The sequence below is a fragment of the Streptomyces cinereoruber genome (genome assembly GCF_009299385.1).
GTDB lineage: Bacteria > Actinomycetota > Actinomycetes > Streptomycetales > Streptomycetaceae > Streptomyces > Streptomyces bikiniensis.
In genome coordinates, this window is sequence record NZ_CP023693.1 from 3,268,339 (window position 1) to 3,282,732 (window position 14,394).

Annotated in this window: 12 protein-coding genes; 6 read left to right on the top strand and 6 right to left on the bottom strand. The window is 73.6% G+C overall.

What is annotated here, in order from left to right:
• The first annotated feature begins 64 nt into the window (after positions 1–64).
• The 3 genes from CP977_RS14475 (at position 65) to CP977_RS14485 (ending at position 3,270) form a co-directional block, all read left to right on the top strand.
• Positions 65–1,240 (top strand): low temperature requirement protein A, encoded by a 1,176-nt coding sequence (locus CP977_RS14475; protein WP_152370228.1) that lies wholly within the window; start codon positions 65–67, stop codon positions 1,238–1,240.
• A gap of 33 nt (positions 1,241–1,273) precedes the next feature.
• Positions 1,274–2,353 (top strand): P1 family peptidase, encoded by a 1,080-nt coding sequence (locus CP977_RS14480; RefSeq protein ID WP_152370229.1) that lies wholly within the window; start codon positions 1,274–1,276, stop codon positions 2,351–2,353.
• A 140-nt stretch (positions 2,354–2,493) separates the two neighbouring features.
• A complete protein-coding gene (locus tag CP977_RS14485) occupies positions 2,494–3,270 on the top strand; it encodes a DUF6227 family protein (protein WP_062754740.1) in 777 nt (258 codons plus the stop codon).
• A gap of 101 nt (positions 3,271–3,371) precedes the next feature.
• Here the strand turns inward: CP977_RS14485 and CP977_RS14490 are convergent, their stop codons facing one another.
• Complete coding sequence (locus CP977_RS14490) at positions 3,372–4,922, bottom strand: MFS transporter (RefSeq protein ID WP_062754738.1); 1,551 nt, start codon at positions 4,920–4,922, stop codon at positions 3,372–3,374.
• Positions 4,923–4,985: 63 nt separating this feature from the next.
• On the opposite strand from CP977_RS14490, the gene CP977_RS14495 reads away from it, so the two are divergent.
• Positions 4,986–5,945, top strand: a complete 960-nt coding sequence (locus CP977_RS14495; RefSeq protein ID WP_062754736.1) for a helix-turn-helix transcriptional regulator — start codon at positions 4,986–4,988, stop codon at positions 5,943–5,945.
• A gap of 64 nt (positions 5,946–6,009) precedes the next feature.
• On the opposite strand, the gene CP977_RS14500 is transcribed toward CP977_RS14495, so the two are convergent.
• Together CP977_RS14500 and CP977_RS14505 are read right to left on the bottom strand one after the other, a co-directional pair.
• Entirely contained in the window at positions 6,010–7,011 is a 1,002-nt protein-coding gene (locus tag CP977_RS14500; RefSeq protein WP_109187207.1) for a sigma-70 family RNA polymerase sigma factor, read from the bottom strand.
• A 309-nt stretch (positions 7,012–7,320) separates the two neighbouring features.
• Positions 7,321–8,109: a dioxygenase family protein gene (locus CP977_RS14505; protein ID WP_062757039.1), complete on the bottom strand. Its 789-nt coding sequence runs from the start codon at positions 8,107–8,109 to the stop codon at positions 7,321–7,323.
• A gap of 96 nt (positions 8,110–8,205) precedes the next feature.
• On the opposite strand from CP977_RS14505, the gene CP977_RS14510 reads away from it, so the two are divergent.
• Positions 8,206–8,712 (top strand): MarR family winged helix-turn-helix transcriptional regulator, encoded by a 507-nt coding sequence (locus CP977_RS14510; protein WP_104860490.1) that lies wholly within the window; start codon positions 8,206–8,208, stop codon positions 8,710–8,712.
• 55 nt (positions 8,713–8,767) lie between these two features.
• Here the strand turns inward: CP977_RS14510 and CP977_RS14515 are convergent, their stop codons facing one another.
• Complete coding sequence (locus tag CP977_RS14515; RefSeq protein ID WP_062754730.1) at positions 8,768–10,306, bottom strand: MFS transporter; 1,539 nt, start codon at positions 10,304–10,306, stop codon at positions 8,768–8,770.
• A 103-nt stretch (positions 10,307–10,409) separates the two neighbouring features.
• On the bottom strand, positions 10,410–11,072 hold the full coding sequence (locus tag CP977_RS14520; protein ID WP_062754728.1) for a TetR/AcrR family transcriptional regulator: 663 nt from the start codon (positions 11,070–11,072) through the stop codon (positions 10,410–10,412).
• Between the two features lie 315 nt (positions 11,073–11,387).
• Here CP977_RS14520 and CP977_RS14525 point away from each other — a divergent pair, with 315 nt between their 5' ends.
• The gene (locus tag CP977_RS14525; RefSeq protein ID WP_062754725.1) at positions 11,388–12,659 is read left to right on the top strand and encodes a M6 family metalloprotease domain-containing protein; all 1,272 of its coding nucleotides are present in this window, start codon (positions 11,388–11,390) and stop codon (positions 12,657–12,659) included.
• 21 nt (positions 12,660–12,680) lie between these two features.
• Here the strand turns inward: CP977_RS14525 and CP977_RS14530 are convergent, their stop codons facing one another.
• The gene (locus CP977_RS14530; protein ID WP_062754723.1) at positions 12,681–14,330 is read right to left on the bottom strand and encodes a class I adenylate-forming enzyme family protein; all 1,650 of its coding nucleotides are present in this window, start codon (positions 14,328–14,330) and stop codon (positions 12,681–12,683) included.
• Positions 14,331–14,394: the final 64 nt, after the last annotated feature.

A 14,394-nucleotide genomic window follows, 5' to 3' on the forward strand; every position in this document is an offset into this window, starting at 1 on the left:
TGGTCGGGCCGGTGACGCGTGTGGCAGGTGGCCGGAAAGGACCGGCCCCTGATGTGCTGTGCCCATGACTAGACCTCTCCTTCCTCTCACGGCCCGCTCCCGTGGGGAGGCCCATCGGGCCGCCACTCCGCTGGAGCTCTTCTTCGACCTGTGCTTCGTCGTCGCCGTCGCCCAGGCGGGCGCCGAGCTGGTGCACGCGGTCGCCGAGGGGCACGCGGGCTCGGGCATCGCGAACTACGCGATGGTCTTCTTCGCGATCTGGTGGGCCTGGATGAACTTCTCCTGGTTCGCCTCCGCGTACGACAACGACGACGTCCTCTACCGGGTCGTCACCCTCGTGCAGATCGCGGGCGTGCTGATCCTGTCCGCCGGTGTCTCACGGGCCTTCGAGGAGCACGACTTCCTCGTCGTGTACCTCGGCTACCTCGTGATGCGGCTCGCCCTCGCCTTCCAGTGGACGCGTGCCGCCCGCCACGCGACCGACCCGGCCGAGCGGACGATGTGCCACCGGTACGCGGGCGGGGTGCTGCTGTGCCAGGTCGGCTGGCTGGGGCTGCTCCTCGCTCCCGAACCCGCGCGCGCGTGGGTCTTCCTCGTCATGGCACTGGCCGAGCTGGCCGTGCCGCTGTACGCGGAGCGGGCCTCCACCAGCGCCTGGCACGCGCACCACATCGCCGAGCGGTACGGCCTGTTCACGATCATCGTGCTCGGCGAGACCGTCGCCGCCGCGACCGTCGCCGTGAAGTCCGGCATCGTGGAGAACGACGCCCTGGACGAGCTGCTGCCGATCGCCGCGGGCGGTCTGCTCCTCGTCTTCGCCGCCTGGTGGGTCTACTTCGTGGTGCCCGCCCACGACCGGCTGACCTCCAGCCGCCAGGCCTTCCTCTGGGGATACGGGCACTATCCGCTCCTCATGTCGGCCGCCGCCATCGGCGCGGGCCTGGAGATCGCCGTCGAGCAGGCCGTGGGCGAGGCGCACGTCTCCACGCTCTCCGCCTCGGCCGCCGTGACGATCCCGTCGGCCCTCTTCCTGCTCCTGGTGTGGCTGCTGCACGCCCGCTACTTCAAGGTCGGCACCGCCCAGCAGCTCGTCCTGCCGGTGGCGGCGCTCGCGATCCTGATGTGCTCGTTCGCGGGCCGCTGGGCCGTCCTCGCGGCCGGTCTCGTCGCGGCGGCGGCCGTCGCGACCGGGGTGGTCCTGACCGCCCGGAACCCGGCGACGCGGGGCGCCGGGGCCTGAGCACCGGACGGGGGCCCGTGGTAGGCAGGGCGCATGACGGAGCCCGGGAAGACGACGGACGGCCAGGACGGGATCACCGATGTGGGCGGGCTGCGCGTGGGGCACGCGCGCGTGGCCGGGCCCGGGGCGCTGAGCGGCACCACGGTGGTGCTCGCCCCGGAGGGCGGCGTGACGGCCGCCGTGGACGTGCGGGGCGGGGGGCCGGGCACGCGGGAGACGGACGCCCTGGACCCGAGGAACGTGGTGGCGCGGATCGACGCGGTCGTCCTGACCGGCGGCAGCGCGTACGGCCTCGACTCCGCCTCCGGGGTGGCGGCCTGGCTGGCGGAGCGGCACCGGGGCGTGCGGGTGGGCCCCGATCCGTCGCACGTGGTGCCGGTGGTGCCCGCCGCGTGCGTCTTCGACCTGGGCCGGGGCGGCGACTTCGCGGCCCGGCCGGACGCGGCGACGGGCCGGGCGGCGGCGGAGGCGGCCCACGCGAGCGGCGACCGTGCGCGCGTGGACACGGGCGCGGTCGGCGCGGGCACCGGGGCCGTGGTCGGCGGCCTGCGGGGCGGCGTCGGGACGGCGAGCGCGGTCCTGGAGTCGGGGATCACGGTCGGGGCGCTGGTGGTGGTGAACGCGGTGGGTGCGGCCGTGGACCCGACGACGGGCGTTCCGTACGGGAGTTACTTCGAGGACGGCAGGACCGTCTTCCCGGACCCGGAGGTGCACGGGGCGGCGCTGCGGCGGCTCGCGGAGGCGCGGGCGGCGGCGGCCCCGCCCCCGCTGAACACCACGCTCGCCGTGGTCGCGACGGACGCGGCGCTGACCCGCGCGCAGGCGCGGAAGGTGGCGGGCACGGCGCACGACGGCATCGCGCGCGCCGTGCGGCCGGTACACCTGATGAACGACGGGGACACGGTCTTCGCCCTGGCCACCGGCGCCCGGGAGCTGCCGGAGGGGCCGGGTCCGCTCGCCCTGAACGCGATCCTGGCGGCGGGCGCGGACCTGGTGACCCGGGCGATCGTCCGCGCGCTGCTCGCGGCCCCCGGCGGCCTGCGCGGCCCGGGCGGGGACTTCCCCTCGTACCGGGAGCTGTACGGACCGCAGGCGGAACCGTACTCCCGTTAAGGGGAAGGGAGTTGGGGAGGGAAGGGCGGGAACTTCCCCCGTACTCCTTTCGTTTTGCCGGAACACCGGACACGATGTCAGACCCAGGGACTACGTTAAGCAAGCACCAAGTGACATGCGGCGACGGCCTGGAGATCCCCTTGAACGATCCGCAGGATCACCCCGATCCGTACGAGACGACCGAGGCGCACGTCGAGCGGCTCCTCGGCCGGGCGCTCAACTCCTTCGACCTGCCCGATCCGACCGTCGAGCGCCTCGCCACGGCGCTCGCGCACTCCAGCGCGCTGCACTCCTCGCACCACAGCGCGTCGCTGCACCGCACGACCCACCGCCACACCTATCTGCTCGCCGACGGCAGCACCCTCAGCCTGTGGGAGCTGGTGCACGACGCCGGCCGGGACGGCGTCGAACGGCACGAGCTGTACACGGAGGAGGCGGAGGCCCGGCTCGCCGCCTCCCGGCTGCCCTCCGGGCCGCCGACGCGCTGGTCGGCCGAGTACGCCGACGGGCGCGTCCTCGACGAGGACGACGACTTCGAGCTGCTGAGCGCCCTGCTCGCCCGCCCGATACCCGCCCAGCCCCGGATGTACGTCCCGGACAACTCCGCCGACCACGCGCGCCGCGTCCTGCGGCGCGCGGAGAACGCGGACCGGCCGGGCGAGGAGACGGCCCGCCGCCTCCGGCTCGCCTTCGCGCACCACATCACGCAGGCGTTCGGGCGCCACTGCCCCGTGGCGGGCGGCCGGGACGCCGGCTTCACCCTCTACGAGCACCAGTTCCTGCTGCTCGACGGCAGCGAGGTCAGCCTCTGGGAGGTCGAGCACACGGCGACCCCCGACGGGCGTCACATGTGCGAGGTGTACGAGGACGAGGACACGGCCCGCGGGGCGATGGAGTCCCGCGCCCGGGTGCGCTGAGCCCCGCCCGTAGGACCGTAAGCCCGTACGCCCGTGCGTGCGGAAGGGCCCTCGCCCCGGGACGGTCTCCCGGGGCGAGGGCCCTTCCGAAGAGGTCGCGCTCAGTGCGTGAGCGCCGGCTCCTTCTCGACGCCCGGCTCCGGGGCGGGCTCGTCGCCGCCGCCCTCCAGGTGCTGCTTCGGCTTCGCGGGCAGCGCGAACATCACCAGGAAGATCACGGCGAGGACGCCCGTCACCCAGCCCAGGGAGTTCTGGAAGGCGTCGACGAACGCCGCGCCCGTCTCCGCCGGGGCCTTCCCGAGGCGCTCGTCGTCGATCACGCCGAAGAAGACGACCGACACCAGGCCGAGGCCGAGCGCGTTGCCCATCTGCGTGGTGGTGTTGATCAGGCCCGAGGCCGAGCCGGCGTGCTCGCGCGGCACCTCCGAGAGGACCGCGTCCGTCAGCGGCGCCACGATCAGGCCCATGCCGAGGCCCATGACGACCAGCGGCGGGACCATCTGCCAGGACGAGATCCCCGTCCCGTACCGGCCCGCCTCGAAGAGGTAGAGCAGGACGCCCGCCGTCATCGTCAGGGCGCCCGCCTGGAGCACCTTGCGGCCGAAGCGCGGCACCAGCTTCTGCACCGACAGGCCGGCGGCCACCGAGACGGCGATCGAGAACGGCACCCCGGTGAGGCCCGCCCGCAGCGGGGTCCAGCCGAGCCCGATCTGCATGTAGAGCGTCCAGACCAGGAAGAAGATGCCCATCACGATGCCGAAGGTGAGCTGGACGGCGATGCCGGCCGCGAAGCTCTTCACCCTGAACAGCGACAGCTCGACGAGCGGCGAACCGTCCTTGCGCGTCTTGTACCTCTCGTACGCGACGAGGATGCCGAAGACGGGCAGGCTGCCGGCCATCATCAGGTGGCCCCACATCGGCCAGTCCAGCTCGCGGCCGCGCGTCAGCGGGTAGATCAGCATGAGCAGCGCGGCCGTCACCAGGAGCACGCCGACCAGGTCGAGGCGGAGGGCCTTCGGCGCCTTGGACTCGATGATGTACTTCCGGCCCAGGAGCAGGCCGGCGATGCCGACCGGCAGGTTGATGAGGAAGATCGGGCGCCACTCCAGGCCCGCGATGTTCCACTGGGTGAGCAGCGCGCCGAGCAGCGGGCCGGAGACCGCGCCCAGGCCGACGATCGCGCCGAAGAGCCCGAAGACCTTGCCGCGCTCGTGCGCCGGGAAGGTGACGTGGACGATCGACAGGACCTGCGGCACCATCATCGCGGCCGCCGCGCCCTGGAGGAGGCGGGAGGCGACCAGCATCTCCGGGCCGGCCGCGAAGCCGCAGAGCGCCGAGGCGAGCGTGAAGCCGGCGGTGCCGAGGAGGAAGAGGCGCTTGCGGCCGTAGATGTCGCCGAGCCGCCCGCCGGTGATCAGTCCGGCGGCGAACGCGAGCGCGTACCCGGCGGTGATCCACTGGATGGCCCCGAAGGAGGCGCCGAGGTCCCGCTCGATGCTGGGGATCGCGATGTTGACGATCGTGGCGTCGACCAGGTCCATGAAGGCGGCGGTCATGACGATGGCGAGGGCTATCCAGCGCCGCTTGTCGCCGGAGTCGGTGCCGGGCCCGGCCGGGTTCGCCGCGTCCGTGACGGCGTCGTGTGAACTCATACGAAGAAAGATAGGAGTCATATAGGTCAGGTCGTGTCCTAGATCGGCCGCATCCTGGACGGCATGACGGACACTCCGGCACGACTCCTGCATCTGCTGTCGCTCCTCCAGACCCCGCGCGAGTGGCCCGGAAGCGAGCTCGCCGAACGCCTCTCGGTCTCCCCGCGCACCATCCGCCGGGACATCGACCGGCTCCGCGACCTCGGCTATCCGGTCGAGGCGACCCTGGGCGCGGTGGGCGGCTACCGGCTCGTCGCCGGTACGGCCATGCCGCCGCTGCTCCTCGACGACGAGGAGGCCGTCGCCATCGCGGTCGGCCTGCGCGCCGGGGCCGGGCACGCCATCGAGGGCGTCGAGGAGGCCTCCGTACGGGCCCTGGCGAAGCTGGAGCAGGTGCTGCCCGCCCGGCTCCGGCACCGGGTCTCCACCCTCCAGAACGCGACGATCCCGCTGACCCGGGGCGACGGCGCCACGGTCGCGCCCGCCACCCTGACCGCGCTCGCGGGCGCGGTCACCGGGCGGGAGAAGCTGCGCTTCGGCTACCGGGCGGGCGACGGCGCCGAGACGAAGCGCCTGGTGGAGCCGTACCGGCTGGTCTCCACCGGATACCGCTGGTACCTCGTGGCGTACGACCTGGGGCGCGCGGACTGGCGCACCTTCCGGGTCGACCGGGTCAGCGACCCGCTGGCCACCGGGGCCCGCTTCACCCCGCGCGAGCTGCCGGCGGACGACGCGGCGCAGATGCTCACCCGCTCGACGGCCCGGTCGCAGCCGGAGCTGGACCTGGACGTCTCCTTCGAGGCCCCGGCCGACTTCGTGACGGCCCGCCTCCCGGCCCATCTGGCCCCGGCCGCGACGGGCCCCGCGACCTGCCGGCTGCGCGCCCGGACCGCCGACTCGGTCGAGTGGCTGGCGCTGCGCCTGGCCCTGGTCGACGCCCCCTTCACCGTCCACGGACCGGAGCCGCTGCGGGCATATGTGGAGGGCCTGGCGGGGCGGCTCGCGGCGTCGGTGCGGGGGTAGGCGCGCGGCCGGGGGCCGGGGACGGGCGTCGTCCCCGGCCCCCCGGGCCGACCGCGGAAAGGCCTCAGGCCACCGCGTCGAAGCCCGTGTCGCGGGCCATCTTCTTCAGCTCCAGGAGCGCGTGCTTCTCGATCTGGCGGATCCGCTCGCGGGTCAGGCCGTGTTCCTTGCCGACCTCGGTCAGCGTCCGCTCGCGCCCGTCCTCGATGCCGTACCGCATGCGGATGATCGAGGCCGTCCGGTGGTCCAGCTTGTCGATGAGGTCGTCCAGCTCCTCGCTGCGCAGCAGCGTGAGCACCGACTGCTCCGGCGAGACCGCCGAGGTGTCCTCCAGGAGGTCGCCGAACTGGGTCTCGCCCTCGTCGTCCACCGACATGTTCAGCGAGACGGGGTCCCGCGCCCAGTCCATGACGTCCACGACCCGCTCCGGCGTCGAGCCGAGCTCGGCGGCGATCTCGGCGGGCTCGGGCTCGCGCCCGTGCTCCCGGTTGAACTCGCGCTGCACGCGCCGGATCCGGCCGAGCTCCTCCACGAGGTGGACGGGGAGCCGGATGGTGCGGGACTGGTCGGCGATGGAGCGGGTGATGGCCTGCCGGATCCACCACGTGGCGTACGTGGAGAACTTGAAGCCCTTGGCGTAGTCGAACTTCTCGACCGCGCGCACCAGGCCCGCGTTCCCCTCCTGGATCAGGTCGAGCAGGGGGAGCCCGCTGCGCGGGTAGCGCCGGGCGACGGCCACCACGAGCCGCAGGTTGGACTTGATGAAGAGGTCCTTGGCGCGCTCGCCCTCGGCGGCCAGCGCTTCCAGCTCCTCGCGGGACGCGCCGCCCGCCTCGCTCTCCACCTCTTCGTCCAGGATCTGCCGGGCGTAGACCCCGGCCTCGATCGTCTGGGAGAGCTCGACCTCCTTGGCGGCGTCGAGCAGGGGCGTGCGCGCGATCTCGTCGAGGTACATGCCGACCAGGTCGCGGTCGGCGATCTCCCCGCCCACGGCGCGAACGCTGCTCGCCCGCTCCGCCCCGCTCTTCGCGGAGGTCTGACGGCGGGCGACGGCACGGGTTGCCATGCGTGCTCCCTTGCTGAGTAGGTCGCGACACCCTTTCGGGTGCCCTGCATCCGACGGAAACAACGACTGGAATCAGGACAGAATTCCCACCCGGCACATGGATTTTCGCGATCATGCAGTATCCTGCGCGGCTTCCGCCCCTGCGGGCATGCCGCCGGAACCGGCGGAGGCGCAGGTCAGACCGGGCACGGAGGGGGCTGCGGCGTCGCTCACGGGGCCCTCGACCACACTGTCGGTGAGACCGCGCTCACATCCGGCGCCACCCCTTCAGACGCGGGGCGAGGGCGGCCGGTTGCCTCCCGGGGACGGTCAGCCGAACTGCACGGACCGCTTGGCCAGGCCCATCCAGAAGCCGTCGATCACCGACCGCCCGGCGTCGAGGTCCCCGGCCGCGTCCGCCGCGCCCAGGGTGACGAAGAGGGGCGCGAAGTGCTCGGTGCGGGGGTGGGCGAGGCGTCCGGCGGGCGAGGCGTGCGCGAAGTCGAGGAGGGCGTCGACGTCCCGCGCGGCGAGGGCCTCGTGGCCCCAGGCGTCGAACTCGGCGGACCAGCCGGGCACGCCGCCCCCGGGGTGCCGGAGCGCGGCCAGGTTGTGGGTGAAGAAGCCGCTGCCCACGATCAGGACGCCCTCGTCGCGCAGCGGGGCGAGCCGGCGTCCGACGTCCATGAGCCGGCGCGGGTCGAGGGTGGGCAGGGAGATCTGGAGCACGGGGACGTCGGCGTCCGGGAACATCTCGACGAGCGGCACGTACGCGCCGTGGTCGAGGCCCCGGTCGGGGACGTCCTGCACGGGCGTGCCGGGCGCGCGGAGCAGCTTGCGGACGCTCTCGGCGAGCGCGGGCGCGCCGGGGGCCGCGTACGCGACCCGGTAGTAGTGCTCGGGGAAGCCCCAGAAGTCGTACACGAGGGGGACGGTCTCGGTGGCGCCGAGGGCGAGCGGGGCCTCTTCCCAGTGGGCGGAGACCATCAGGATCGCCTTCGGGCGCGGCAGGCCGGCGGACCAGGCGGCCAGCTCGCCGGGCCAGACGGGGTCGTCGGCGAGCGGCGGGGCGCCGTGGGACAGGTAGAGGGCGGGCATCCGTTCCGGCGTGACCTGCATGGCGACCACCTCGACCTTCCATGGTTCTTGAAACTTCAAGCTTATGGACAGGCACCTTAGCCCCATTTAGTTCAACTTTCAAGAATGAGTCGTACGATGGGACCCATGGGAGACATGACCGAACCCCGCTGGCTGACCGACGAGGAGCACCACGTCTGGCGCGCCTACCTCCACGCCACCACGCTCCTGGAGGACCACCTCGACCGCCAGTTGCAGCGCGACGCCGGAATGCCTCACGTCTACTACGGCCTGCTCGTCCAGCTCTCCCAGGCGCCCCGCCGCCGCATGCGGATGACCCAGCTGGCCAAGGACGCCAAGATCACCCGCTCCCGGCTCTCCCACGCCGTGGCCCGCCTGGAGAAGAACGGCTGGGTGCGGCGCGAGAACTGCCCCTCCGACAAGCGCGGCCAGTTCGCCCGGCTCACGGACGAGGGCATGGAGGTCCTGCGGAGGAACGCGCCCGGCCACGTGGCCGCCGTGCGCCAGGCCCTGTTCGACCGGCTCTCCGCGGAGCAGGTGAAGCAGCTCGGCGAGATCATGCGGGTGATGGCCGAGGGCCTCGAACCGACGGACCCGGACGCGGACCTGCCCTGGCTCCGCTGAGTACGCGAGTGCGCGCGTACGCGGGGCCAGGGCAGGGGCACGGGGGTTCCGGCGGTCAGTGCGCGACGACCGGGATCCTCACCTCGTCGTCCGCTCCCGTGCCGGACCCGGCGACCACGCCGCCCTCCGGCTTGCCGGTGTTGATGAGCGCGAAGGCGATCGCGGCCGAGACGGCCAGGATGCCGACCGCCCACCAGATGGCCGCCGCGTACCCCTCGACCATGCCCTGGAGCTGGAGCAGCTTCTGGGCCGCCGGGGTGGTGGCGCCGGCCGCGTGGTCGGCCAGGTAGGCGGTGGTGGCCGAGGCGGCGATCGTGTTCAGGAGGGCGGTGCCGATGGCGCCGCCGACCTGCTGCGAGGTGTTGACCATCGCGGAGGCCACACCGGCGTCGCGCGGGTCCACGCCGTGCGTCGCGAGCGACATCGCCGGCATGAACGCCGTGCCCATGCCCAGGCCGAGCAGCAGCTGCGCGGGCAGGATCAGACCGGTGTACGAGGTGCCGATCTCCAGCTGGGTGAGGAGCAGCATGCCGACGGCGGCGGTCAGGAAGCCCGGCGCCATCAGCAGGCGCGGCGGGACCCGGGTCATCAGGCGGGTGCCGATCTGGGTCGAGCCCACGATCATGCCCGCGATCATCGGCAGGAACGCGAAGCCCGTCCTGACCGGCGAGTACCCCTTCACGATCTGGAGGTAGTACGTGAGGAAGAGGAACAGGCCGAACATCGCGATGACGGCGAGGCCGAGCGACAGGTAGACGCCGCCGCGGTTGCGGTCGGTCAGGACGCGCAGCGGGAGCAGCGGGGACTTCACGCGCGCCTCGGTGAGCACGAAGGCCGCGAGCAGCACGGCGGAGCCGACGAAGAGGCCGACGGTGCCGGCGTCGCTCCAGCCCTCGGACTCGGCGCGGGTGAAGCCGTACACGAGGGCGACCAGGCCGAGCGTGGACAGGATGACGCCGGGGACGTCGAGCGGGGAGCGGTTGCGGCCGTCCGCCGGCTCGCGGACGACGAGGTACGCGCCGACGGCGGCGACCACGGCGAACGGGATGTTGACGAAGAAGGTCCAGCGCCAGTTCAGGTACTCGGTGAGGAAGCCGCCCAGGATCAGGCCCACGGCGCCGCCGCCGCCGGCGATCGCGCCGTAGATGCCGAAGGCCTTGGCGCGCTCCTTGGCGTCGGTGAAGGTCACGGCGAGCAGCGAGAGCGCGGCGGGCGCGAGGAGCGCGCCGAAGGCGCCCTGGAGCGCGCGGGCGCCGAGCATCGTGGCCTCGCCGGTCGCGGCCCCGCCGAGGGCGGAGGCGGCGGCGAAGCCGGCCAGGCCGACGACGAAGGTGCGCTTGCGGCCCCACAGGTCGGCGATCCGGCCGCCGAAGAGGAGGAGGCCGCCGAAGGCGAGGGCGTAGGCGGTGATGACCCACTGCCGGTTGCCGTCCGAGATCCCCAGGTCCTGCTGGGCGGAGGGCAGGGCGATGTTCACGATCGTCGCGTCGAGGACGACCATCAGCTGGGCGAGGGCGATGAAGACCAGGGCCTTCCAGCGCCCGGGGTCGGGCGTGGGCGCGGTGCGCGCGGGGGTGCCGGCGATTTTCGGCATGGGTGGAGCCACCTCTTGGTGCGTACTGGCGGAAAAAGGACGTAAGTCTGTGCGGGCGCCCGGGCCCCGGGACAGGGGCCTTCGGCGAGGGCCTACGGAAGGGTCACGACGGGCAGGAGTCGCGCCTCAGGGCCTCCAGGGTGGCGGTCGTCCCGGGCAGCTCGGAGCGCGCGGGCGCCTCCAGGCCGTCGAGGAACAGCTGCAGGTGGCGGTGGACGAACGGGGTGAAGGCGGCGCAGGCGGTGCCCGGCAGCGGGCGGGTGAGCTGGGAGACGGCCAGCATCAGGTCGCCGACGCCGACGTCGGCGCGGAGCCGGCCGGCCCGCTGCGCCCGGTCCACGATCCCCTGGACGACCCCTTCGAGGCGGTCGCGTTCGGCCACCAGGTCGGGGTGGTCCCGGTCGAAGGCGCCGTCGAGCATCAGGCACAGGGCGCCGACGCGCTCGTCGGCGGCGCCGTGGACGAAGCGCCGCAGGGCGGCGAAGGTGTCGGCCTCCTCGGCGGCGGCCCGCTCGGCGAGCTCGGCGACGCGGGCCATGAGGGAGAGGACGACCTCGCGGACGAGGTCGGCGCGTTCGGGGAAGTTCCGGTAGAGCGTGGCGTTGCCGACGCCGGCGCGGCGCGCGATCTCGTCGTACGGCACCTGGGAGCCGGACTCGACGAACATCTCGCGGGCCGCCGTCACGATCCGCTCGCGGTTGCGCAGGGCGTCGGCCCGCGGCCGGGGCGCGCGGCGGGCGGTCGCGGTGCCGGTGTCACTGGTCACGTCACGTCCTCCTCGGAATCACGGGGTCGTCGGGGTGCGGCTGGTTCTGCGGGTCGAGCCCGTCCACGGAGGACGCATCCGGGGAAAGGTTCCCCGCTTCGCTCGACACAGGCGTAAACGGGGGCGCACTCCCCGGTTATTTCCGGCCACTCCTGTGACCCCGGTCACACAATCCTCGTTTCACGGAATACCCACGATCGGGCCACCCGGCGCGCGCGCCCGAACCGCCCGTCACAGGCTGATCGGACAGCGCGGATCCCGCCCGCACGCGGAAACGGCCCGTCCGCCGACCTGCCCCCACCGGAGAGGCGACGCATGCAGCACCCCCGCCGACGGATACGCAGACCCGTCGCCCTGGCGGCGACCACGACCCTCTCCCTCACCCTGCTCGCCTCCGCGAGCACCACCCTGCCGGAGCCCGTCCCGGCCTCGGCGGGACCCGTCGCCGCCGCGCCCACCAGCGCCCAGCTGGCGCCGTGCCGCATCGCCACGACGATGGGCGTGCAGATGTCGGAGGGGCTGCCCACCGCCCCCGGGTACGTGCACTCCACGGGCCTCGTCAGGGCCCTCAACCTGATGATCGACTTCCCGGACGCCGTCGGCGACGGCACGGCGATGGGCCGCTTCCGCGAGTTCTTCCCGCAGACCGCCGACTGGTTCCGCGTCAGCTCGTACGGCCGGCTGCACTACCGGGCCGAGGCCCCGATACCCGACTGGCTGCGGATGCCCCGGGCGTTCTCCGCGTACGGGATCGAGCGCGGCTCCCCGTACGAGCCGGGCTACCGCTCCCTGGTCGAGGACATCGTGAAGGCGGCGGACGAGCGCGTGGACTTCAGCGCGTACGACCTGGTCAACGTCCTGGTGACGCCGAACGCCGGGCCCTCGGCCCTCGACACCGTCCTGTCCGTGACCTTCTCCGGCAACGACGACGCCCCGTACGCCGACGGCGTGCCGCTGGCCAACACGTCCTTCGTCTACAGCCGCCAGGACGACGGCTCCGGCAGCTTCGCGGAGACCGGCTACCGGGTCCTGCCGCACGAGAACGGGCACGTCTTCGGCCTGCCCGACCTCTACACCGCCGACGGCGGCGGCTCGGTGGGGCACTGGGACATCATGTCCGAGGACTGGGGGGCCAACAACGACCTGCTCGGCTGGCACAAGTGGAAGCTGGGCTGGCTCGACAACGAGCAGGTGAACTGCGCCTCGGCCGCCGGCACCACCGAGTACGACCTCACCCCGCTCGCGGAGCCCGGCGGCCCCAAGCTCGCGTTCGTCCCCCTCTCCGGCACCTCCGGGTACGCGATCGAGGTCCGCGGCCCGGGCGGCAACGACGAGGCCGTGTGCGAGCGGGGCGTCCTCGTCTACCGCGTCGAGTCCGACGTCGACACCGGGCACGGCCCGGTGACCGTCTCCGACAGCGAGCGGGCCAGCGGCGGCTGCACGCGCCGCGCCAACGTCCACGCGGAGCTGTCGGACGCGCCGTACGGGCCGGGCGAGAGCTTCACGGACCGCGCGAACGGCGTCCGGATCACGGTGCTGCACGAGGGCGCGGACGGCGCGTACCGGGTGCGCGTCACCCGGGACTGAGCGTCACCCCGGACCGAGCCGTCACCCGCGACCGGGCGCTTCCCGGCCCACCGGCTCCCCGCCTTCGAACAGCCCCCGCAGCTCCCGCTTGAGGATCTTGCCCGTCGGGTTCCGGGGCAGCTCCTCCTCCCGTACGAGGACGCGGGCGGGCACCTTGAAGGCGGCGAGGCTCCCGCCGACGTGCGCCCGCAGGGCCTCCGGGTCCGGCGCCGTCCCGGGCCGCCGCCGCACGACGGCCACGACCTCCTCCCCCAGGACGGGGTGGGGGACGCCGAGGACGGCGGCGTCGAGGACGTCCGGGTGCGCGTGCAGGGCGGCCTCGACCTCGACGCAGTACACGTTCTCGCCGCCCCGGACCACCATGTCGGTGAGCCGGTCCACGATCGAGACGCGTCCGTCCGCGTCCACGCGCGCGAGGTCCCCGGTGCGGAACCAGCCGTCGTCGGTGAAGGCGGCGCGGGTGGCCTCCTCGTCCTCCCAGTACCCCCGGACCAGGGACTGCCCGCGCAGCCACAGCTCCCCCACGCCCCGCGCGTCGGGCCGGTCGATCCGCACCTCGGTCGTGGGCGAGGGGCGGCCGGCGCTGCCGGGGTGGGCGCGGTACTCGGCGCCGAAGTGCGCCAGGACGCCGCCGCAGGTCTCGGTGAGCCCGTAGCCGTTGCGGGGCTCGACGCGCTCCCCGTACGCCTCGGTGAGCCCGGCGACGATGCCGGGCGGGGCGGGGGCGCCGCCGGTGCTGAGCAGGGTGAGGCTCTCCAGCGGGTCGCCGTCGCTCCGGGCGCGTTCGAGGAGCTGGAGGGCGGTGGTGGGCACGCCCGCGTAGTGGGTGACGCGGTGTTCCCGGATCAGCCGGAGGGCCTCCCCGGCGTCCCATTTCCGCATCGTCACGAGGGTCCCGCCGGCGGCCATGACGCCGTAGAAGGAGGTGAAGGCGGCGACGTGGAAGAAGGGGAAGGTGGTCAGGGAGACGGGCGCGGGCCCGGTGCCGGGGACGTCTCCGCGCGCGAGGGCCGCGGCGGCGGCGAAGTACCGGGGGTTCATGGCGGCCCCGGCCTGCGCGAGGTGGGTGGCGACGGCGCCCTTGGGGCGGCCGGTGGTGCCGGAGGTGTAGACGATCGTGGAGTCGTGCTCGGGGAGGACGTCGACGGGCGGCGGGCCGAGGTGCGGGTCGCGGTCGGGCACGTACGCGTCGAAGCCCTCCCCGGCCGGGCCGTGGAGGACGATCCCGGGCACCTTCCGCTTCCGGGCCCACGCCCGCGTCCGCCCGGCCCGCTCCCCGTCCACGAGCAGCGCGCGGGGCGCGCAGTCGTCGAGCGCGTACGCGCACTCGCCCTCGGTCCACCAGGCGTTGAGGGGTACGGCGACGAGTCCGGCGAGCTGGGCGGCCCAGAAGGCGACCTGCCACTCGGGGAGGTTCCGCAGGGCGAGGGCGACCCGGTCGCCGGGCACGAGTCCGTACGCGCCGAGGAGCCGCCGGGCGAGCCCGCAGGCCTCGTCGAAGAACTCGCGGTAGGTCGTGCGGGCGCCCTCGTGCACGAGGAACGTCCGGTCCCCGTAGGCCCAGGTCGCCTCCACGAACTCCCGCAGGGTCCGCGGCCCGTGCGCGTACGTCCCGTCCTCGACGGCGAAGGGCGCCCCGTCGGCCGTCAGCCTCCCGATCCCGTCGGCCACCGGGCCACCTCCCACGCGCTCGCCCCCGTCGGACAGCCGACGCTAGGCGGCTCCGGTTCGGGAG